Genomic DNA, 19,103 nt, shown 5'->3' with positions numbered 1-19,103 from the left:
CGCCGGCTCACCCGCGTGGCTGTGCGACTGGGCAAGGTCCTGGCCGGCACGGTGCTGGCCATCCTGGTCTTCCTGGCCGGGGCCTATTTCCAGGTCCGCGGCGCCCTGCCCCCCTACAGCGGCCCTGTCGAGGGCCGGGGCCTGCGGGCGCCCGTCGAGATCGTTCGCGACAAGCACGCCGTCCCGCACATCATCGCGGGCTCGCTCGAGGATGCGGCCTTCGGGCTCGGCTACGTCCACGCCCAGGACCGCTTCTGGCAGATGGAGCTGATGCGCCGCCTCGGCCAGGGGCGCCTGTCGGAGATCGTGCCGGCCCGGCTCGTGGGAACGGGGCTGGTCGACACCGACCGGACGATGCGCGGCCTCGGCCTCTACCGGCGCGCCGGCGAGAGCGTGAACGCGCTGTCGCCGGGCGTGCGGAGCATGATCGATGGCTATGCCGCCGGGGTGAACGCCTGGATCCGCGATCCCGAGCAGCAGTTCGGCCTCGAGCTCACCCTGATCAAGCTGCTGTCGGGCGGCTCCTACCATCCCGAGCCCTGGCGCCCCGCCGATTCCCTCGTCTGGGCCAAGCTGATGGCGCTCGGGCTCGACGGCAACTGGCGCGCCGAGCTGCTGCGGCTGCGCCTGGCGCAGCGGATCGGCGTCGACGGCGTGAAGTTCCTCACCGCGCCGCCCGGCGACAATCGCGACGCCACGCTGTCGATGATGATCGACGCCCTGAAGGGCACCGACCTCGAGCGGCTCTACCGCAAGACCGACAATATCGCGACGCGCAAGCGCGAGGCCTCGAACGAATGGGTCGTGTCGGGTGCCCATTCCGTCTCCGGCAAGCCCCTGCTCGCCAACGACCCGCACCTGTCCCTCGGCTTCCCCGGCACCTGGTATCTCGCCCGCCTGGTCGGGCCGGGCTTCGACATCCGCGGCGCCACCTCGCCGGGCTCGCCCGCCGTCATCCTGGGCCACAATGCCAGCATCGGCTGGGGCTTCACGACCACCAACCTCGACAGCCAGGACCTCTACGTCGAGCGCGTCGACCCGACCGATCCCAACCGCTACATCACGCCGGACGGGCCGCGTCCCTTCGCCGTGCGCGAGGAGACCATCAACGTCCTGTGGGGCGAGCCGGTCTCGCTGCGGGTACGCGAGACGCGGCACGGGCCGGTGGTCGACGACTTCGTCGGCCGCAGCAGCAACGAGCTGACGCCGCAGGGACACGTGCTCGCCCTGCAGGCGACGGCGCTCGATGCCGCCGACACCTCGGCCGAGGGCTTCGCCCGGGTCGGCCTGGCGCAGAACTGGGAGGAGTTCCTGGCGGCGACGCGGCGGATCGTGTCGCCGATGCAGAACATGGTCTACGCCGACACGGCCGGGAACATCGGCCTGATCGCCCCGGCGCGGGTGCCGATCCGGCGCAAGGGCGACGGCTCGATGCCGGTTCCCGGCTGGACGTCGGAGTACGACTGGGCGGGCTTCGTGCCGTTCGACGAGCTGCCGCGGGTCTACAACCCGCCGGGCGGCATCATCGTCAACGCCAATGCCAGGCTGGTGCCCGACGACTACCGCCATTTCATCAGCCGCGACTGGGGCGAGCCCTACCGCCAGCGCCGCGCGGGCCAGCTGCTGCACGAGGTCGAGCGCCATCCGGTCTACGGCATGATCGTCATGCAGGCCGACAATCTCGCCCTCGACGCCGACGACATGCTGCCGCTGCTGCTCAAGGGGGCGCCGCGCAACGCGCGGGCCGCCAAGGCGCATGCCATGCTGTCGAGCTGGAACCGCTTCATGCTGGCCAGCCGGCCCGAGCCGCTGATCTACACGGCCTGGATCTGGCAGCTCCAGCGCGGCCTGCTCGCCGACGAGCTGGGCGAGGACCTGTTCCGCTCGATGGAGGCGCCCGACGTGCCGCTGATGAAGCGCATCATCGAGGAAAAGCCCGGCTGGTGCGACGACGGCGGCACGCGGCAGACCGAGACCTGCGAGGACGCAGTCGCGATCGCCCTCGATCGCGCCCTCGCCTGGATCTCCTCGCGCCAGGGACGCGACATGGAGACGTGGCAATGGGGCGCCGAGCACGAGGCCGCCCACCGCCATCCCCTGTTCGATGCCGTGCCGCTGCTGCGCGATATCGCCTCGGTGCGCTTTCCGTCGGACGGCGGCGGCCAGACGCTGAACCGCGCCCTGCCCTCCTACCGGGGCGCGCGGCCCTTCGACGCCGTGCACGGCGCCGGCTACCGCGGCATCTACGACTTCAGCGATCTCGACAACAGCCGCTTCGCCATGCCGCTCGGCCAGTCGGGAAACATGCTGTCACCGTGGGCCCGCAACTTCCTGGCCGGCTGGCAGAACCTCTCCTACATCGAGATCACCGGCACCCGCGGCGAGCTCGGCCGCGGCGCCATCGGTACGCTCTCGCTCACGCCACCGGCGCACTAGGGGCCGCTGGCGGAGCGCCACGGAAAGGTTGTGAAGATCGGAGCGCGGACCTGAAGGTCCGCGGTCCAATGAGGAGTGAAAGCCGCGGCTGGCGATCCCGTTTTCAGTTGATGACCTCGCCGGGCTCCTCGCGCTGCGCCAGCAGCTTGTCGATTCGGCGGCCGTCCATGTCGACCACCTCGAAGCGCCAGCCGTCGTAGACGAAGGAATCGCCGACCTTCGGCAGGCGGCCGAATTCGGCGAGCGCGAAACCAGCGATCGTGTGGAACGCGGCGTTGCCCGGCCGCGACTTCAGCTCCAGGCGCTCGAGGATGTCGCGCGCCGCCGCCATGCCGTCGATCAGCAGCGAGCCGTCGGCGCGCTCGACGATGTCCGGCGTCTCGTCCTCGGCATCGGGCAGGTCGCCGGCCAGCGCCTCCAGCAGGTCGGAGGGCGTGACGATGCCCTCGAGCCCGCCATACTCGTCGACCACCACGGCGAGGCGCACCGGCGCCTGCTTGAAGAGGTCGAGCACCTTGAAGACCGGCATCGTCTCGTGGACCAGCACGGGCTGACCCATCACCGCCAGCGGATCGATCTCCCGCCCGGCCAGCGCCTGGCCCAGCAGGTCCTGCTTGGCCACGACGCCCATCAGCTCGTCGATCGAGCCCCGTCCCACCAGGAGCTGCGAGTGCCGGCTGCGGCCGATCGCGGCGCGCATCTCCTCGCGGTCGTCGCCGGCGTCGATCCAGTCGACCTCGGTGCGCGGCGTCATGATCTCGCCGACGTTGCGGGTGCCGATGTCGAGCGCGCGGACGACCACCTCCTCCTGCGCCTCCTGCAGCAGCCCGGCCTCCTGGCTCTCGGCCACCAGCAGCTTGAGCTCGCTGGCCGAATGCAGGGAGCCCTCGCCGGTTCCCGGCTGCAGGCCGAACAGGCGCAGCACGAGGTTGCCGAGCCCGTTCAGCACGAAGATCGCCGGACGCAGCAGCCAGAGGAACAGGGCGAGCGGCCGCACGATCCACAGCGCCGTGGCCTCGCTGCGCTGGAGCGCCAGGCTCTTGGGGGCCAGCTCGCCCAGCACGATGTGCAGCGCGGTGATCACGATGAAGGCCACGGCCACGGCGATGGCATAGGCGCCTATCCCCGCCACGGAGGGGCCGACGAGGCGCGCCAGCACCGGCTCGATCAGGTGCGCGATCGCCGGCTCGCCGATCCAGCCGAGGCCCAGCGAGGAGATGGTGATGCCGAGCTGGGTCGCCGCCAGGTTGGCGTCGAGATGGTCGAGGGCACGCTCCAGCGCCTTGGCGTTCATGCGCCCGGCGGCCACCAGCTCGGCGACACGGCTGCGGCGCACGGCCACGAGGGAGAATTCGGCGGCAACGAAATAGCCATTCGCTGCGACCAGGACGAAGACAGCCAGTAGGCCCATCAGCTCGGACATGGCCCCTTCATAGCAGATGAGGAGGCCGCGCTGTGTGACCGTCCGATCTACAGCGGCTTGCGATCAATCGGGACCGCGTTGGCGGTCGCGCTTGATCGGAAGCGCATCAAGTCGGGCAGCCCCGCCTTCGGCATCGAGCGCTCGGCCGATTCCGACCGAACGCTCGATGTTTTAGCGCGGACGGTCGCCCGCCAGGGTGATGCGGTGCATGACCCGTCGGAAGCCGTGATAGTCGTTGATCGGATTGTGCATGGCGCAGCGATTGTCCCAGAAGGCCAGCGACCCGGGCTCCCAGCGGAACCGGCACGTGAACTCGGCTCGCGTCTGGTGCTCCCACAGGAACTTCAGCAGCGGCAGGCTCTCCTTCTCGGTCCAGCCCTTGATCTGCAGCGTGTGGGCCTCGGAGGTGTAGAGCGCCTTGCGTCCGGTCTCGGGATGGGTCCGCACCAGCGGATGCTCGGCGGTCAGGACCTTGAGCGCGGCCCCGGCCGACTTCATGCGGTCCTCGCGGGTCTTCGTGACCTCCGCCTTGGCCGAGGAGCTGACGCCGACCAGCCCGTCGAGCGTCGCCTTGAGCCCGTCCGACAGCGCCTCGTAGGCGAGGTACTGGTTGGCGAACATCGTGTCGCCGCCGTAGGGCGGCACCTCGCGCGCCAGCAGCATGCTGCCCATCGGCGGCTCGGCGAGGTAGGTCGTGTCGGAGTGCCAGATGCCGCCGAAATTGTTGCGCTCGTGCTCGAGCTTGACGACGGCGGTGATCAGCGGCGCTTCGGGCAGACCCTTGAGCTGCGGATACTCGATCGGCTCGCCGAAGCGGCGCGCGAAGGCGACCTGCTGCTGCGGCGTCGCGCGCTGGTCGCGCAGGAAGATGACCAGGTGGTCGAGCAGGGCCTGCCGCACCTCGCCCACGACCTCGTCGTCCAGCGTTCGCGCCATGTCGACGCCCGCCAGTTCGGCCCCCAGGGCGCCGGCGACCGGCCTGACCTCGATGTGGCGATAGTTGCGCATGTCTATTTCCCCGCCCAGGGCGGCCGCGTGCGGGCCATGAAATGCCGGATGCCGTCGGCCGCCTGCGGCCGGCGCAGGAGGCCGACCAGGCTGCTCGCGGCATCGTCGAGAACCGCCCCATCATCCTCCCTCGCGCAGGCCAGCACCAGCCGCTTGGCCGTCGCAACGGCCTGCGGCTCCAGCAGCAGGATGTCGTCGACGAGGCCCTTCAGGGTGCGCTCGAGGCTCGCGCCATCGGCGCAGAGATGGCGGCCGATGCCCAGCCGATGGGCCTCGACCGCATCGATCACGCGCGCGGTGACGGCGAGGTCACGCGCCGCACCCTCGCCGATGCGCCGGACGACGAAGGGGAGGATCTGAGAGGGAATGAAGCCGACCTTGGGTTCGGGCATCCCGAAGCGGGCGCTCTGGTGCAGCACCACGACATCGGAACAGCAGGCCATGCCGAAGCCCCCGCCGACGGCCGAGCCCTCGACGACGGCGATCGTGGCCTGCGGCAGGCCGTTCAGCGCCTGCAGGGCGGAGCCGAACTGGCGGTAGGCCGGCACCAGCGGATCGGCGGTACCGTCTGCCGGGCGCGGCGGCATGTCGGCCATGGCGTCGAGGTCGCCGCCGGCGCTGAAATGCCCGCCGGCCCCGCGCAGGACCAGCACGCGACACGACGCGTCGTCCCGCAGCGCCGTGAAGGCCCGCTCGAGTTCCAGCATCATCGCATGGGTCAGCGCGTTGCGGCGGTCCGGCCGGTTCAGCACCAGGCGCACCACCGCGCCCTCGCGCTCGACCCGGATGTTGGCGTAGTCGGCCATGGCCGGCCATCTAGCACCGTCCTCCGCGGCGACGCGAGGCACCCTGACCGATGCGCGAAAGGGCCGGCGGCACGCGCCGGCCGGCCGCCTCGGATGACAGCCCGGCGCGGATCGGCCAATCTCGCCGGATGAAGCGTTTGGTAGTTTGGCTGCTCGCGGCGCTGTCATGGGCCGGCACGGCGGCGGCGCAGGACTGGGGTCAGGTCACGACTCCGGCGCCCGGCCCCACGCAGTCGATCGGCTTCTACACCGCCGGCTGCCTGCAGGGTGCCCAGGCGCTGCCGCTCGACGGGCCGGGCTACGAGGCGATCCGGGTCAGCCGCAATCGCTACTGGGGCCAGCCCACCACCCTCGATTTCGTCAAGCGCCTCGCCCAGCAGGTCCGCAACGCCGGCCAGGCGCCGCTCTACATCGGCGATATCGGCCAGCCGCGCGGCGGCCCCGCCCCGAGCGGCCATGCCAGCCACCAGACCGGTCTCGACGTCGACATCTGGTTCGAGCGCCAGCCCGGGCCGCCACGGCCTCCGGCCGAGCGCGAGAACCCGCGGCTGCGCTCGCTGGTGCGCGCCGACGACGCCGGCATCGACGACAACGTGTTCAACGCCCAGCACGTGACGGTGCTGCACATGGCGGCGATGGCGCCCGGTGTCGACCGCATCTTCGTCAACAAGTGGATCAAGCAGCGGCTGTGCGAGACAGTCGGCGGCGATCGAAAATGGCTCAACAAGATCGTCGTGTGGGCCGGCCATGACGAGCATTTCCACGTCCGCCTGTCCTGCCCGCCCGGCAATCCGCAATGCCAGCCGCAGGCCCGCTACTACAGCGACGACGGTTGCGGCGAGCCGCTCGAACTCTGGTTCTCGCGGCCGCCCGTGCGCCTGCCGCCGCCCGGCACGCCGCAGGCACCCTACCGCCCCAAGCTGCCGCCGGCCTGCCAGGCCGTGCTCAAGGCGCGCTGAGCGGCCCCGATCAGAGGTTGCGGCTGCAGTTGTCGGCGCGGCGGCGCGCTTCGTTGTCCAGCCAGTCGTAGCCGCCCACCTGGCCGAACCGGCGCCAGCTCACCTGGCTGACGTTCCCGACCATCTTCAGCACGACGTACTCGGAGCGCGCCTGCGGCGTGTTGGCCGGCATGAACACGATGCGGGCCATTCCGGCTTCCGGGTAGCCCGGCGGATAGACCTGGTAGCCCGCGGGTGCCGGCGCCGCGAGGCAGGCGACCATGCTGTCGAAGCCCACGTTGTAGTTCACCGTCCAGACGTCGGGCCTGGGCTGGTCCTGCGGATTGGCGCAGGCCGACAGTCCGGCCGCCACGGCCGCTCCCGCCAGAAATCGCTTCATCATGCTCCCCTCCGATTGCGTGCCGTCACTCGCCCTGCCCCAGCAGGCTGCCGGCCCGTCGCGACGACCGGAAGAACCACTGGAAGACCTGGAAGCCGACGATCAGATACACGATCGACAGGCCCAAGGCGAAGCCGAGCTGGTCCCAGTGCACCACCTTCTCGGTCAGAATCGCGCGCATGCCCTCGAAGACATACGAGGTCGGCAGGCCGTGGGCGATCACCTGCAGCCAGCCCGGCAGCACCTTGATCGGATAGTAGACGCCGCTCACCGGCATGATGATGAAGATGCCCGCCCAGGCGAAGCTTTCGGCGCTCTGCCCCACCCGCATGACGAGCCCCGACATGGCGAGGCCGACCGACCAGGAGAACATCTGCAGGATGACGAAGAAGGCCACGAGCGGCAGGCCGAGCGTGTAGATCGAGTAGCCGAAGAACGCCCAGGTCAGCAGCGAGACCGGGATCAGGCCGAGCAGCGTGCGCAGCAGGGCCGCAATGATGATGCCGGTCGCCATCTCCCACGAACGGATCGGGCTCACGAACAGGTGGCCGAGATTGCGCGACCAGATCTCCTCGAGGAAGGCGATCGACAGCGAGAGGTTGCCGCGCAGGACGATCTCCCACAGCAGAAGCCCGGCCAGCAGGGCACCGGCGGCCTGGGCGACGAACGACGATTGCGGCATCAGGAACTGCGTAAGAAAGCCCCACATGACCATCTGGACGGCGGGCCAGTAGATCGAATCGATGAGCCGCATGACCGAGCTGCGCCACAGCTGGATGTGGCGCATCACCAGGGCATGGATCCGTCCCGCCGAGCCGCTCACGATGCCGCTTCCTTGTGGCCGAGCGCGTCGAGGCCGCGCCCGCGGCCGCGCGCCATGTCGAGGAACACCTCCTCCATGTCCTCGCGCCCGAACCGCTCGACCAGCTCGCGCGGGCTGCCGCGATCGAACATCCGGCCGGCCTGGAGCAGCAGGACGTCGTCGCACAGCCGCTCGACCTCGGCCATGTTGTGGGAGGCGAGCAGGATCGTGGCGTGGTTGGCGCGCTGGTAGTCCTCGAGATAGCCGCGCACCCAGTCGGCCGTGTCGGGGTCGAGCGACGCCGTCGGCTCGTCGAGCAGCAGCACCTCGGGCTTGTTGATCAGCGCCTTGGCCAGCGCCACGCGGGTCTTCTGGCCAGCCGACAGCTTACCCGTCTGGCGGTCGAGGTAGGGCGTCACCTGCATGTGCTCGGCGATCTCGGCGATGCGGTCCGCGAGCCCGGGCACGCCGTAGAGGCGGCCATAGAAGAGCAGGTTCTGGCGCACCGTCAGGCGGTGCGGCAGGTCGACATAGGGCGACGAGAAATTCATGTGCGGCAGGGCGGCGTAGCGTCGCCGGCGCATGTCGATGCCGAGCACCCGGATGTCGCCGGCCGTCGGCTCGAGCAGCCCGAGCAGCATGGCGATGGTCGTGGTCTTGCCGGCGCCGTTGCCGCCCAGCAGGCCGAGCACGGTGCCGCCCGGCACGGCGAAGGTCAGGTCGTCGACGGCGACGACCTGGCCGTAGACCTTGCGCAGGTGACTCACTTCTATCGAGGGGGATGCCAGCACGACCGTCTTTCCGAGCGCAGCGAGGGACGTCTGCGCGCGAGGCGAAGGTCCCTCTTCCTTCACCCTGGGGGCGACGGCCTTGGCCGTCCTCCCGCTCTCCTGCAGTCTACAACGCCTTGATCGCGGCTTCGATGCGATCGAGCCCCTTGCTCAGCCGCTCTGCGCCCGACGCAAAGCACAGCCGCACGTTGCCCTGCCCGCCGGGGCCGAAGGCCTCGCCCGGCGCCAGGCCGACCTTGTAGGTCGACGCCAGCGTCTTGCAGAAGGCCATCGTGTCCTCGACGCCGTTGACGGAGAAGAAGGCATAGAAGGCCGCCTCCGGCCGCGCGATCGTGACCCGCTTCTGGGCCGACAGGCGCTGGAAGACCAGCTCGCCGCCGGCCCGGCAGCGCTCGACCATCTCCTCGACGAAGCCGTCGCCCTTCTCCAGGGCCGCGACGGCGCCGCGCTGCAGGAAATGCGGCACGCCCGACGTGTTGATCTGGACCAGCTTGGCGAACTGCTCGCCCAGCGCCGCCGGATGGGTCAGCCAGCCGATGCGCCAGCCGGTCATGGCCCAGGGCTTGGAGAAGGAATTGAGCACGATCAGCGGATCGTCGGGCCCGGCAACCTCGAGGAACGAGGGCGCCACGGGGCGGGTGTAGATCAGGCGGGCATAGACCTCGTCGGCCATGATCCACAGGCCGCGCTCCTTCGCGAAGGCGAGCAGCGCCCTCTGCTCGTCGGTCGTCATCGTCCAGCCGGTCGGGTTGCCCGGCGAGTTCACGAAGATCGCGCGCGTGCGGTCGTCGACCGCGTCGAACACCTTCTGAAGGTCGAGCGTCCAGCCGCCCTCGTCGCGCCGTTCGAGGGCGACGTAGCGCGGCTCGGCGCGCACCAGCCGGGCAGCCGAGGTGATGTTGGGCCAGATCGGCGAGACGATGACGATGTTGTCGCCCGGATCGAGCAGCAACTGGCAGGTCAGCAGGATCGCCTGCATGCCGCCGGTCGTGACGGAGATCCGGTCGACCGGGCAGCTGATGCCGTACAGGCGCTCGGTGTAGGCCGACAGCGCCTCGCGCAGCTCGGGGATGCCGCGCTGCCAGGTGTAGAACGTCTCGCCGTCCTGGAGGCCGCGCGCCGCCGCCGCGCGCACGAAACCGGGCGTCGCGAGATCGCTCTCCCCGAACCACAGGGGCACGACATCGGGATCGCCGAACACGCTCATCGCGACCTCGGCGATGGGGGTTTCGGACAGGCCGGCGATGTCGCCGCTCAGCGACGCGCCGAGCCGGTCGGCGTGAAAACGGGGGACGGATTGCATGCGCTGGAGGTAGCGCATCGCCGGGTCTTCCGCCAGCCGAGGCCCTGCCCGACAATTGTTGCCGGCGAGGCCGAGCTTGGCTTATTGCTGGCGACACAGCCCACCGCGTCGGGGAGTTTCACCATGAAGCGCTCGGTTCTCGTGCTGTCGGCATTGCTGCTCGCGGCCTGCGGCGCGCCCATCCGCAACGTCGACCGCCTGCAGGCCGGGATGACGCCCGCTCAGGTGCGTCCGATCATGGGCGAGCCCGACACGGTGGCGCACGCGCCCGGCAAGCAATGCGCGTACTACTCGCTCACGAAGGACTTCTGGAGCCGCACGCCGTGGTCGATCTCCGAGCGCTATTTCGTCTGCTACGACGACGGCAAGCTGGACTCGTTCGGCAAGGTCGACGGCGAGGCCACCGGATGACGAGGGCCGGATGACTGGGGCTGGATGACGGGGGCCGGATGACAGGGACAAGGGCCCGCGATACGCTGCGTTCCGGGGAGAGGGTATGGCTGGCGAAACCCAGGGCATGATGCTGCCGGAGTGGCTCGCCGAGCGCCGCGACGGCACCTACGCCGACGGCCGACGCTTCGACGAGATCGGCTACCTGCAGTGCAAGCTGATCCTGAAGCCGGACCGTTTCACCTCCGCCCGCGTCTTCAAGGAGTTCGCCCGGCTGGTCGAGCGCGCCGCCGACGTCACCGGCGTCGGCTACGAGCATGCGCCGAGGCTCCAGGAACGCCCGGAAGTGCGCGAGGTGCTGTTCCTCGATACCGGCGACTTCCACCTGTACAACCACGCCTTCATCGTGCGGCGGCGCATCGCCTACGAGGACGGCTTCCCGGTCGCCGACCCCGAGATCGTGTTCAAGTTCCGCACGCAGGACATGGAGACCGCCCAGGCCATGGACGTGCGGCCGCGCATCTCCGGCGCCTACAAGATCAAGTTCAAGATGGAGCTGCTGCCGCTCAAGGAACATATCGGCGGCGTGCGGCGGCTCCTGTCGCACAATGTCGAGTTCGGGCTGAGCCAGGCGCCCGAGGCCGACCGGCTGGCCATGGCCTCGCTCGGCCACATGACCCTCGGCGAGCTGCAGCATCTCTTCCCGCCGCTCGAATCGGTCGCCTGCGACGGTCCGGAGGACGTCGCCCTGGTCAACCAATGCATCGTCGAGGAGCTGCTGCAGGACATCTGCCAGCTCGACTTCGGCCATCACGCGCGATCGACGGCCAACCTGTCGCTGTGGCGCTCGCGCGGCGACCATCGCGCCTTCGTCGGCGAGTTCGCCTACCAGCTCCGCTTCGACGGGCCCGACGGCATCAACCGCAAGGCGCTGGAGGCCTGCGAGCGCTTCTTCATCGAGCTGCAACAGACGGCCGGCGACTGGCTGGCGCTCACCACCACCAAGACCGGCGCCGTCTACCGGCTGAGAGGCAATCCTCCGCAGGCCCACGAATGACCGACTCGTCCGCTTCGCCGGAGCCGCCCCGGCCGTCCCTCGGCAGGATCTTCTGGGTCTTCCTGGTCATGGGCGCCACCAGCCTGGGGGGCGGCGTGGTCGGCTATCTGCGCACCACGCTGGTGGTGCGCCAGCGCTGGCTGGACGACGTGACCTTCGTCGAGCTGCTGTCGATCAGCCAGACCCTGCCGGGACTGAACGCCACCAACATGTCGATCCTGGTCGGCGACCGCCTCAAGGGCGGCTGGGGCGCGCTGGTCGCCACGCTGGGCATGTGCCTGCCGGGCGCCGCGCTGATGACCGGCGCCGCCTTCGCCTACAGCATCGGCGGCGACGACCCCGCCTCGAAGGCCTTCCTGCACGGCATCGCCGCCGGCGCCGTCGGCCTGATCGTCGTGGTGATGGTCCAGCTCGGCAGCCGCGTGCTGAAGACCCCGGCCGACTACGTGTTCGTGGTCCTCACTGCCGCCGCCGTGGCCGGCTTCGGCGTGTCGGTCCCCTATGTGCTGATCGCGGCCGGCGCGGTCGCCATCTGGTGGCATCGCCCGCGCGACCGGTCGACGAAATGAAGCAGCTCGTCGATATCGCCGGCGTCTTCGCCTACCTGTCGCTGCTGACCGTGGGCGGCGGCATGGCGGCGTTCCCCGAGCTGACGACGCTCACCGTCGACGTCTATCACTGGGTCGACTTCTCGACCCTGCTGCATTTCTACAGCCTGGGCCAGCTGTCGCCGGGACCGAACATGATGATGGTGGCGTCGATCGGCGCGGTGGTCGCCGGCCTGCCCGGGGCGGCGGTGGCGCTGATCGCCTTCTTCCTGCCGACCGGCCTGCTCACCTTCGGGATCGGCCGGCTGTGGACGCATCTCGCCACCTGGCGCTGGCGTCCCGCGATCCAGGCCGGGCTCGGCGCCGTGTCGGTCGGGCTGGTGCTGGCGGGCGCCATCATCATGGGCCGCGGCGCACTGACCAACGTCCTCTATGCCGCGCTGGCGATCGGCGTCTTCGGCCTGCTGCTGCGCAGCAAGATCAACCCCGCCTATCCGATCGTGGCCTCGGGACTGATCGGGCTCGCCGACCATTTCCTCTGAGCGGGGCCGGCCGCGACACCCTCGCGATGGAGTGCGATCAGGGCTGGTTCTGGGCCACCTGCTGGCCGCTCGCCGGCGGGGCGGTACAGGACTCGCGCGGCACGCCGATGGCCACGACCTTGCCGTCGGCGGCCAGGCACCCCTTGTGCCAGGTGCCGCGCAGGACGAGCGGGCCGATGCGAACCACGCCGTAGCCTTCCGGCACGTCCCCGGCATAGCCGCCCTCGTAGCTCACGCTGTCCGTCCAGTCGTAGCGTCCGACGCCCTCGCGCTGGCCGTTGCGGTAGGTGCCCTCGAAGCGGTCGATGGGCTGGCCGTGCTCGGACCAGCGGGCCTGGCCCTGGCCGTCCGGGCGACCGGCGTGGCAGGCGCCCTTCCAGACGACCTTGTCCTCGGGCGCCGGGTGCCAGTCCCACATGCGGCATCCGGCCTGCGTGTCGAACAGCCAGTCCCCGGAATCGCAGGGCGTGTTCCAGCTGATCTCCAGCGAATCGGGCTCGCCCGGCGGACAGTCGGCCTTGGCCGAAGCCACGGCGAGATCCTGGGCGCCAACCGGCCCACTGGCGATCATCACGCAAGCAAAAACCAATGGAACCAGACGCATCGTGCCCCCTTGCGGCCCCCGGGTCGCAAATGTCCCAACGCCCCCTCCCCACGAGGGTTGCTGCATCAGGCGCGCGAATCTTGGGGGTGATATGTCCCCAACGTGGCGCCCGGTGGGCAACTGGCGCGCCGTGCTAGGATGAACACATGGCGATCTTGATCCTGGGCCTGGTCCTGTTTGTCGGCATTCACACTTTTACGACCCTGCGGACGCCCAGGGCTGCGGTGATCGGGCGGCTGGGCGAGGGTCCCTACCGGGGCCTCTACTCCGTCGTCGCGGCCGTGGGCCTGGCGCTGATCGTCTGGGGCTTCGCCCGCTATCGCACTTCCGGCTACATCCAGGTCTGGGACCCGCCCTTCACCCTCCTCCACCCCGTCGCACTGGTGCTCCTCTGGTGCGCCATCGTCGCCCTGACCGCAGCCTACGCGCCGCCCGGCCGCATCAAGGCGCTGCTCCGGCATCCGATGCTGGTCGCCGTCAAGGCGTGGGCGCTGGCCCATCTTCTGGTGAACGGCGACGTCGGCTCGATGCTCCTGTTCGGCACGCTGCTGGCGTGGGCCGTCTACGATCGCATCGCCGTCAAGCGGCGCGGCGACGCCGGGGCGTCGCCGGTCGCATCGTTCGGGCGCAACGACGTGATCGTGGTCCTCATCGGAACGGTCGCCTACGTCGCGCTGCTCGCCCTGCATGACGTGCTGATCGGCGTCGCTGCCGTCTGAGTTGCAGCACGCCTGATGCGTCGGCGGATCATCAAGCCGCCGCAATTCTGGCGAGGATCGCGGACGTTCGTCAGCCCGGAGTACAGGAGTACCCAATCATGAAACGTCCCCTCTTCCTCACCACTCTCGCTCTGGCCGCCGTGGCCTTGGCCACGCAGGCCCAGGCCCGTCCGCCGCACGATCCGGCGCAGTCCGACGCGCTCGGTCCGAAAAGCATGCCGACCGTGACCGTCGCCGGCGCCGTGGCGCGCGTCCAGATCGAGAAGAGCGGCTACACCAGCGTGCGCGGCCTGCAGCGCGGCCCCGGCGACGTCTGGTATGCCGTGGCGCGCGACAGCCGCAACGCGCCGGTCGCGCTGACGGTCGACGCCAACGGCAAGGTCACGCCGACCCGCTAGGCCGAGCGGGCCCGCTGCGACGGGCCCGCCGATCGCCCGCCCCGTTTCCGACGGGGCGGGCTTTTCCTTGTCGGCGTCCCGAGGACGCGTTGATCGCGCGGCAGCCGTTCCCTACGATCCGTCGACGACAGAGGAGCGTGGCATGACCGACGACTATCAGCGGCGCAGCTATGGCGAAATCGCCGTGGGCACCGGCGACAAGCCGGGCATCGTGGTCGTCGACTTCCAGCTGGGCTTCACGGATCCGAAGTACCCGCTGGGCGGCGCGCCGCTGGTCATGCGCGCGGTCGAGAACACGGCAAGGCTGCTGGCGGTGGCGCGCCGGGTCGGGGCGCCCGTCGCTGTGTGCAACACGGCCTACATGAACGAACGCGAGATGCCCTACTGGAAGATCACCGCGGTGAAGGAGACCTTCCTGCACGACCATCCCAGCACGGCGCTCGACCCGCGCATCTATGACCCGGCCTACGACCTCAAGGTGACCAAGAAGGGTCCCTCGATCTTCTTCGAGACCGGCGTCGCCAACTACTTCATGAAGGAGCGCGTCGACACGGTGATCGTGACCGGCTGCAACACGTCGGGCTGCATCCGCGGCAGCGCGCTCGACGCCTTCAGCCACCGTTTCCGCACCCTGGTGCCCGAGGACTGCGTCGGCGACATCGAGGAAGGCCCGCACCGGGACAATCTGCGCGATATCGGCCGCCGCTATGTCGACGTCACCGACCTCGCCTTCTGCACCGACTATCTCGAGCGCTGGGCCGGCCGCAACGCCGCCTGACGGGCGGCTCAGCCCGGCACGCCGCAGACGTCGACCCATTCGGCGCCGACCAGCTCGGCCAGGCGCTGCGGGTCGATGCGGAGCGCGCTGTTGGTCGATCCCGCCGCCGGCACGACCTCGGCAAAGGCGCGCAGCGAGACGTCGCAATAGACCGGCACGGGCGTCGCCAGGCCGAACGGGCAGACTCCGCCCACCGGATGGCCGGTGACCGCGACGACCTCCTCGGCCGTCAGCATGCGCGGCTTGCCGCCGAACACGGCCTTGGCCTTCTTGTTGTCCAGCCGCGCCTCGCCGCTCGCCACCACCAGCAGGCTGCGGTCGCGGACGCGCAGGGAGAGCGTCTTGGCGATCTGCGCCGGCGCCACGCCGTGGCCGGCGGCCGCTTCGGCGACGGTGGCCGTGCTGCCGTCGAGTTCGATGATCGCGATGTCGGGCGCATGCCGGGCGAGGAAGGTGCGGACGCTCTCGATGCTCATCCTCCCTGATTAGCAAGCGAGGGTGTCGGCCGCACGTCGCGACGAAGCTCGACAGGAGAGTGCCGGGCGGGCAGCGTCGCGCCTGGAGGACCCGATCATGACGCGCCCCGCCCTCGCCCTGTTCTGCCTCGTCGCCGCGGCCGCCGCCTGCACACCCGCGCCCAAGCCGCTCTCGACCGTCCACTACGCCTGCGCCCAGGGCAAGGCGCTGACCGCTTCGTATTTCGACGGCCCGACGCGGACCGCCGCCGACGGTCGCCCGATCCCCGGCGGACGGGTCGAGCTGGTCCTCCCCGACGGACGCTCGCTTTCGCTGCCGCAGACCCTGTCGGGCTCGGGCATCCGCTACGCCAATGCCGATCAGTCGTTCGTCTTCTGGAGCAAGGGCGACAGCGCCTTCGTCGAGGAAGGACCGCAGGCCACGATGACGTTCCGCGACTGCGTCGCCCGCAAGTAGCGCAATCAGCAGTCTTCCTGCGCACTGCCGGCCGCAGCGTCGCGCTGCCGCCGCGAAGCAGCGCGCTTTTTGTCATGCAACACCGAGCGGAGGGCGGCGTTCAACCCGCAACCGAACACCGAAGGAGGACAATCTTGTTCATGCGCACCGCACTTGCCGCCGTCGCCCTGGTCGTGGCCGCCGGCGTGGCCGAAGCCCAGATGCAGGCGCCCAGCACGCCGCTGGGCCGCGACAGCCGGTCGATGCCCGGCGGGACGAGCAATCCCAACACGGGCCTGCCCGCCAACCCGCAGAACCCGTCGGCCGCCGAGGCCGCGGCCAGGGCGAGCCTCGAGGCCAAGGGCTACACCGGCGTGCGCAGCCTGACGCGCGATCCGGCCGGCAACTGGGCGGCCAAGGCCATGCGCAACAACGCCGAGGTCGCCGTGGTCCTCGAGGCCAACGGCAACGTCAGGGAGCAGTAGGCCGCAAGGCCCTGCCACCCGGCCTGGCGGGACGGTTTCTCCTCGTTTACGTCCCGCCAGCGCACGGGGGCGCCCTGCCCCCGGCTCTTGTGCGGGCTTCCGGCCGCACCATATCGAGGTCATGCGTGGCTTCTTCGCCGCCCTGTTCTCTGCTCTGCTGATGGCTGCGGCCACGCCGGCGCTGGCCCAGTATGCGCCCGGCTCGATCGGGAATGGCGGGCGCATGCCCGAGACCATGTCGCCCGGCGCCCTGCCGCCGCCGCCCACCATCTCGCCGCCCGCGGCCCCCGTTCCTGCTCCTTCCGCCTCTTACGGCAGCCGCTATCCCAACACCCAGTCGCTGGCGCGCGACCGTGTCGAATCGCAGGGCTACAAGGTCGATCGCCTGACCCGCCAGAACGATGGGTCGTGGAAGGCCGACGCCACGCGCAACGCGGTGCCGACCCGGCCGAAGGGCGTGCCGAGTCGCGTCATCATCCATCCCGACGGTCGCGTCGTGGAGGAATACACGCCCTGACCCGTCAGCCCTCGGCAGCGATGCGATCGAGGACGGGAAGCAGGTAGCCGCGGAAAGCGGCGGGATTCTCCGACATCGGGAAGTGACCCATTCCCTTCATCACCTCGAAATGACGGGCGCCCGTGGCGCGCGCCAGCTCGGCGGTGAGCTCGGGCGTCGCGGACAGGTCGTATTCGCCGGTCAGCAGGTAGAGCGGACACTTGTCGTCGAGCCCGGCCAAGTCGGTGTTCCGCAGGTCGCCCTCGCCGAAATAGTAGTGCAGGTCGCCCATGAACACGGCCGGCCCGCCCTGCATGTAGTGCCACAGCGTCTCCCAGCGGTCGGCAGCCGGCGAGGTCGGCGCGATCAGGCAGGCGACGGTGCCCGCCGCGGCCTCCTGGCCATGGATGTCGGGCCGGAAAAGCACGCCCAGATCGCGCAGGCGCGGGTCGGCACCCGCCTCGGCATGGGTCGCCGACTGGAGCCCGATGGCGGCGCGGAAGTGGCCGCCGTGGCGCAGTGCGAGGTGCAGCACCGCCCGGCCGCCGATCGAGCAGCCCATGACCGCCGGCCGCTCCAGCCCCAGTGCCCGCGACACCGCCATCACCGTGTCGACATAGAGATCGGTCGTGAGCCGGTAGGCCTCGGCTTCGAAGCCGGCCGGCGGCGAGGACTTGCCGTGCCACGGCAGGTCGAAGGCGATGACCCGGAAGCGGCGCGTGACTTCCGCGTCGTTCAGCAGGGCGCGATACTGGCGGCCGTCGGCGCCCGCGGTGTGCAGGCAGAGGAGCGGAATGCCGTCGGCGGGGCCGGCCTCCTCGAAATAGATTCGCTGCGGCCGGCCATCGAGGTCGAGGCGCAGGTAGCGCCCGACCACGGGCTCGATGAAGGGCGTGCCGACCGCGGCCGCGACCGCCGGGGCCGCAGACGGGCGCAAGGTGGCGAAGAGCTGCTCGAGGAACAGCATGTGGCGGCCCCAGGCCAGCACGTCGCCCTCCACGCGCAGATGGCCCATGCGCTGCATGCCGACGAGGCTCTGATAGCCGACGGCGGGCACGGCGCTCGCGAAGGCCTGCCAGGCGGCCGCCGACGCGACCAGGGTGAAGGCCGCATCGCCGGCCCGGCCGGAAGACACGGTGACGCGCTCGCCGATACGGACCGTCGTTTCCGCGGTATCCGCCCGCACGGCGAAGGCGAGCGCGGCCAGCCGCGCCCGCCGCTGCAGGGCGGCGTTGCCGTCGAGCGCGCCGGCGAGCCCCGCGACGTCCACGGTCACTGGCCGGGCTTGATGTTGGCGTCCTTGATCACCTTCGCCCACTTCGGGATGTCGGTGGCGATCGCCTGGCGTGTCTCCTCGGGCGTGCTGCCCACCGTGTCGAGGCCGAGCGCGGCGAACTTCTTCTTGAGGTCGGGATCGGCCAGGACCTTGAGGGACTCGGCGCGGATCTTGTCGACGATCGGCTGCGGCAGCCCGGCCGGCCCCATCAGGGCGAACCACGAGGTCGCCTCGAAGCCGGGGAAGCCCGATTCGGCGAAGGTCGGCAGGTCAGGCGCGTTGGGCGAACGCTGCAGCGAGGTCACGGCGATGCCGCGCACGCGGCCGTCGCGGACCAGCGGCAGGCTGGCGCCGGCATTCTGGATGCCGACCTGCACCACGCCGCTCATCAGGTCGGACAGGTTGGCGCCGCGATAGGGAATGTGCTCCATCTTGATCCCGGCCAGATGGCAGAAGAGCTCGCCCGCGATGTGCTGCGGCGTGCCGACGCCCGGCGTGCCGTAGGAGAGCTTGCCGGGATTTGCCTTGGCATAGGCGACGAGGTCGGCCAGCGACCTCACCGGCAGGTCGTTGTTCACCATCATGATCGACGGCATGCGCAGCGCCGTGGAGATCGGCGTCAGGTCCTTCAGCGGATCGAACGGCAGAGTCTGCATGCTGGGCAGGATGGTGATGGCGGCGTTGCCGGCCCAGAGCAGCGTGTAGCCGTCGGGCGTCGCCTTGGCGACGCGATCGGCGCCGATGGCGCCGGAATTTCCGGCGATGTTCTCGACCACGACCGGCTGGCCCCAGGCTTCCTGGAACTTGTGCGCGAACATGCGCGCGGTGACGTCGGTGGCGCTGCCGGCGGTGAAGCCCACGACCACCTTCACGGGCTTGTCCGGCCAGTTGGCCTGGGCGAGAGCCGGACCGGCTGCCGCGACGACGAGGAGCGCCAGCGCGGCGCGCAGAAGACGATGCATTTGTTTCCTCCCAATTGACAGGGAGGCTA

At 70.1% G+C, this 19,103-nt stretch carries 23 protein-coding genes; 12 read left to right on the top strand and 11 right to left on the bottom strand.

Annotated elements, in window-relative coordinates; translation table 11 throughout:
• The first annotated feature begins 15 nt into the window (after positions 1-15).
• Positions 16-2,436 carry a penicillin acylase family protein gene (locus ACO073_RS14255; RefSeq protein ID WP_421998175.1) on the top strand — a complete coding sequence of 807 codons (2,421 nt, stop codon included), beginning with the start codon at positions 16-18 and terminating at the stop codon, positions 2,434-2,436.
• A gap of 103 nt (positions 2,437-2,539) precedes the next feature.
• On the opposite strand, the gene ACO073_RS14250 is transcribed toward ACO073_RS14255, so the two are convergent.
• The 3 genes from ACO073_RS14250 to ACO073_RS14240 all read right to left on the bottom strand — a co-directional run bounded on the left by ACO073_RS14250 (position 2,540) and on the right by ACO073_RS14240 (position 5,673).
• Positions 2,540-3,859 carry a hemolysin family protein gene (locus ACO073_RS14250; protein ID WP_421998173.1) on the bottom strand — a complete coding sequence of 440 codons (1,320 nt, stop codon included), beginning with the start codon at positions 3,857-3,859 and terminating at the stop codon, positions 2,540-2,542.
• Between the two features lie 171 nt (positions 3,860-4,030).
• Positions 4,031-4,867 (bottom strand): TauD/TfdA dioxygenase family protein, encoded by an 837-nt coding sequence (locus tag ACO073_RS14245; protein ID WP_421998171.1) that lies wholly within the window; start codon positions 4,865-4,867, stop codon positions 4,031-4,033.
• A gap of 2 nt (positions 4,868-4,869) precedes the next feature.
• Positions 4,870-5,673, bottom strand: a complete 804-nt coding sequence (locus ACO073_RS14240) for an enoyl-CoA hydratase/isomerase family protein (protein WP_421998169.1) — start codon at positions 5,671-5,673, stop codon at positions 4,870-4,872.
• A gap of 128 nt (positions 5,674-5,801) precedes the next feature.
• On the opposite strand from ACO073_RS14240, the gene mepA reads away from it, so the two are divergent.
• Positions 5,802-6,632: a penicillin-insensitive murein endopeptidase gene (gene mepA / locus ACO073_RS14235; protein ID WP_421998167.1), complete on the top strand. Its 831-nt coding sequence runs from the start codon at positions 5,802-5,804 to the stop codon at positions 6,630-6,632.
• A 10-nt stretch (positions 6,633-6,642) separates the two neighbouring features.
• Here the strand turns inward: mepA and ACO073_RS14230 are convergent, their stop codons facing one another.
• The 4 genes from ACO073_RS14230 to ACO073_RS14215 all read right to left on the bottom strand — a co-directional run bounded on the left by ACO073_RS14230 (position 6,643) and on the right by ACO073_RS14215 (position 9,907).
• On the bottom strand, positions 6,643-7,014 hold the full coding sequence (locus ACO073_RS14230) for a hypothetical protein (protein WP_421998165.1): 372 nt from the start codon (positions 7,012-7,014) through the stop codon (positions 6,643-6,645).
• A 22-nt stretch (positions 7,015-7,036) separates the two neighbouring features.
• The gene (locus tag ACO073_RS14225; RefSeq protein WP_421998163.1) at positions 7,037-7,834 is read right to left on the bottom strand and encodes an ABC transporter permease; all 798 of its coding nucleotides are present in this window, start codon (positions 7,832-7,834) and stop codon (positions 7,037-7,039) included.
• Positions 7,831-8,604 carry an ABC transporter ATP-binding protein gene (locus ACO073_RS14220; RefSeq protein ID WP_421998161.1) on the bottom strand — a complete coding sequence of 258 codons (774 nt, stop codon included), beginning with the start codon at positions 8,602-8,604 and terminating at the stop codon, positions 7,831-7,833. Before ACO073_RS14220 ends, ACO073_RS14225 begins: the two co-directional genes overlap by 4 nt.
• A 106-nt stretch (positions 8,605-8,710) precedes the next feature.
• Positions 8,711-9,907: a pyridoxal phosphate-dependent aminotransferase gene (locus tag ACO073_RS14215; protein WP_421998159.1), complete on the bottom strand. Its 1,197-nt coding sequence runs from the start codon at positions 9,905-9,907 to the stop codon at positions 8,711-8,713.
• Between the two features lie 123 nt (positions 9,908-10,030).
• Between ACO073_RS14215 and bamE the strand changes: the two genes are divergently transcribed.
• The 4 genes from bamE (at position 10,031) to ACO073_RS14195 (ending at position 12,444) form a co-directional block, all read left to right on the top strand.
• Positions 10,031-10,318, top strand: a complete 288-nt coding sequence (gene bamE / locus ACO073_RS14210; RefSeq protein WP_421998157.1) for an outer membrane protein assembly factor BamE domain-containing protein — start codon at positions 10,031-10,033, stop codon at positions 10,316-10,318.
• A gap of 85 nt (positions 10,319-10,403) precedes the next feature.
• The gene (locus tag ACO073_RS14205) at positions 10,404-11,354 is read left to right on the top strand and encodes a hypothetical protein (RefSeq protein WP_421998155.1); all 951 of its coding nucleotides are present in this window, start codon (positions 10,404-10,406) and stop codon (positions 11,352-11,354) included.
• Entirely contained in the window at positions 11,351-11,923 is a 573-nt protein-coding gene (locus ACO073_RS14200) for a chromate transporter (protein WP_421998153.1), read from the top strand. Before ACO073_RS14205 ends, ACO073_RS14200 begins: the two co-directional genes overlap by 4 nt.
• Positions 11,920-12,444 (top strand): chromate transporter, encoded by a 525-nt coding sequence (locus ACO073_RS14195; protein ID WP_421998151.1) that lies wholly within the window; start codon positions 11,920-11,922, stop codon positions 12,442-12,444. The genes ACO073_RS14200 and ACO073_RS14195 overlap by 4 nt, the downstream gene beginning before the upstream one ends.
• A 37-nt stretch (positions 12,445-12,481) precedes the next feature.
• Here ACO073_RS14195 and ACO073_RS14190 read toward each other — a convergent pair whose 3' ends face one another.
• Entirely contained in the window at positions 12,482-12,976 is a 495-nt protein-coding gene (locus tag ACO073_RS14190; protein WP_421998149.1) for a hypothetical protein, read from the bottom strand.
• Positions 12,977-13,194: 218 nt separating this feature from the next.
• Here ACO073_RS14190 and ACO073_RS14185 point away from each other — a divergent pair, with 218 nt between their 5' ends.
• From ACO073_RS14185 to ACO073_RS14175, 3 genes are all read left to right on the top strand, one after another.
• Complete coding sequence (locus ACO073_RS14185) at positions 13,195-13,767, top strand: NnrU family protein (RefSeq protein WP_421998147.1); 573 nt, start codon at positions 13,195-13,197, stop codon at positions 13,765-13,767.
• A gap of 98 nt (positions 13,768-13,865) precedes the next feature.
• The gene (locus ACO073_RS14180) at positions 13,866-14,165 is read left to right on the top strand and encodes a hypothetical protein (protein WP_421998145.1); all 300 of its coding nucleotides are present in this window, start codon (positions 13,866-13,868) and stop codon (positions 14,163-14,165) included.
• Between the two features lie 142 nt (positions 14,166-14,307).
• A complete protein-coding gene (locus ACO073_RS14175) occupies positions 14,308-14,943 on the top strand; it encodes an isochorismatase family protein (RefSeq protein WP_421998143.1) in 636 nt (211 codons plus the stop codon).
• Positions 14,944-14,951: 8 nt separating this feature from the next.
• On the opposite strand, the gene ACO073_RS14170 is transcribed toward ACO073_RS14175, so the two are convergent.
• Positions 14,952-15,419, bottom strand: coding sequence for a YbaK/EbsC family protein (locus ACO073_RS14170; protein ID WP_421998141.1), 468 nt, complete (start codon positions 15,417-15,419; stop codon positions 14,952-14,954).
• A 97-nt stretch (positions 15,420-15,516) separates the two neighbouring features.
• Between ACO073_RS14170 and ACO073_RS14165 the strand changes: the two genes are divergently transcribed.
• The 3 genes from ACO073_RS14165 (at position 15,517) to ACO073_RS14155 (ending at position 16,857) form a co-directional block, all read left to right on the top strand.
• Positions 15,517-15,876, top strand: a complete 360-nt coding sequence (locus ACO073_RS14165) for an MliC family protein (protein WP_421998139.1) — start codon at positions 15,517-15,519, stop codon at positions 15,874-15,876.
• 140 nt (positions 15,877-16,016) lie between these two features.
• Complete coding sequence (locus ACO073_RS14160; protein ID WP_421998137.1) at positions 16,017-16,340, top strand: hypothetical protein; 324 nt, start codon at positions 16,017-16,019, stop codon at positions 16,338-16,340.
• A gap of 121 nt (positions 16,341-16,461) precedes the next feature.
• Positions 16,462-16,857 carry a hypothetical protein gene (locus ACO073_RS14155; protein ID WP_421998135.1) on the top strand — a complete coding sequence of 132 codons (396 nt, stop codon included), beginning with the start codon at positions 16,462-16,464 and terminating at the stop codon, positions 16,855-16,857.
• 4 nt (positions 16,858-16,861) lie between these two features.
• Here ACO073_RS14155 and ACO073_RS14150 read toward each other — a convergent pair whose 3' ends face one another.
• On the bottom strand, positions 16,862-18,112 hold the full coding sequence (locus ACO073_RS14150) for an alpha/beta fold hydrolase (RefSeq protein ID WP_421998133.1): 1,251 nt from the start codon (positions 18,110-18,112) through the stop codon (positions 16,862-16,864).
• Positions 18,109-19,074, bottom strand: coding sequence for a Bug family tripartite tricarboxylate transporter substrate binding protein (locus ACO073_RS14145; protein ID WP_421998131.1), 966 nt, complete (start codon positions 19,072-19,074; stop codon positions 18,109-18,111). Before ACO073_RS14145 ends, ACO073_RS14150 begins: the two co-directional genes overlap by 4 nt.
• Positions 19,075-19,103 lie beyond the last annotated feature (29 nt).

The sequence above is a fragment of the Reyranella sp. genome, from assembly GCF_965229815.1.
In the GTDB taxonomy this organism is placed as follows: domain Bacteria; phylum Pseudomonadota; class Alphaproteobacteria; order Reyranellales; family Reyranellaceae; genus Reyranella.
The sequence above is the reverse complement of the archived record's forward strand: the minus strand, read 5'-3'. Positions and strand labels throughout refer to the sequence as shown.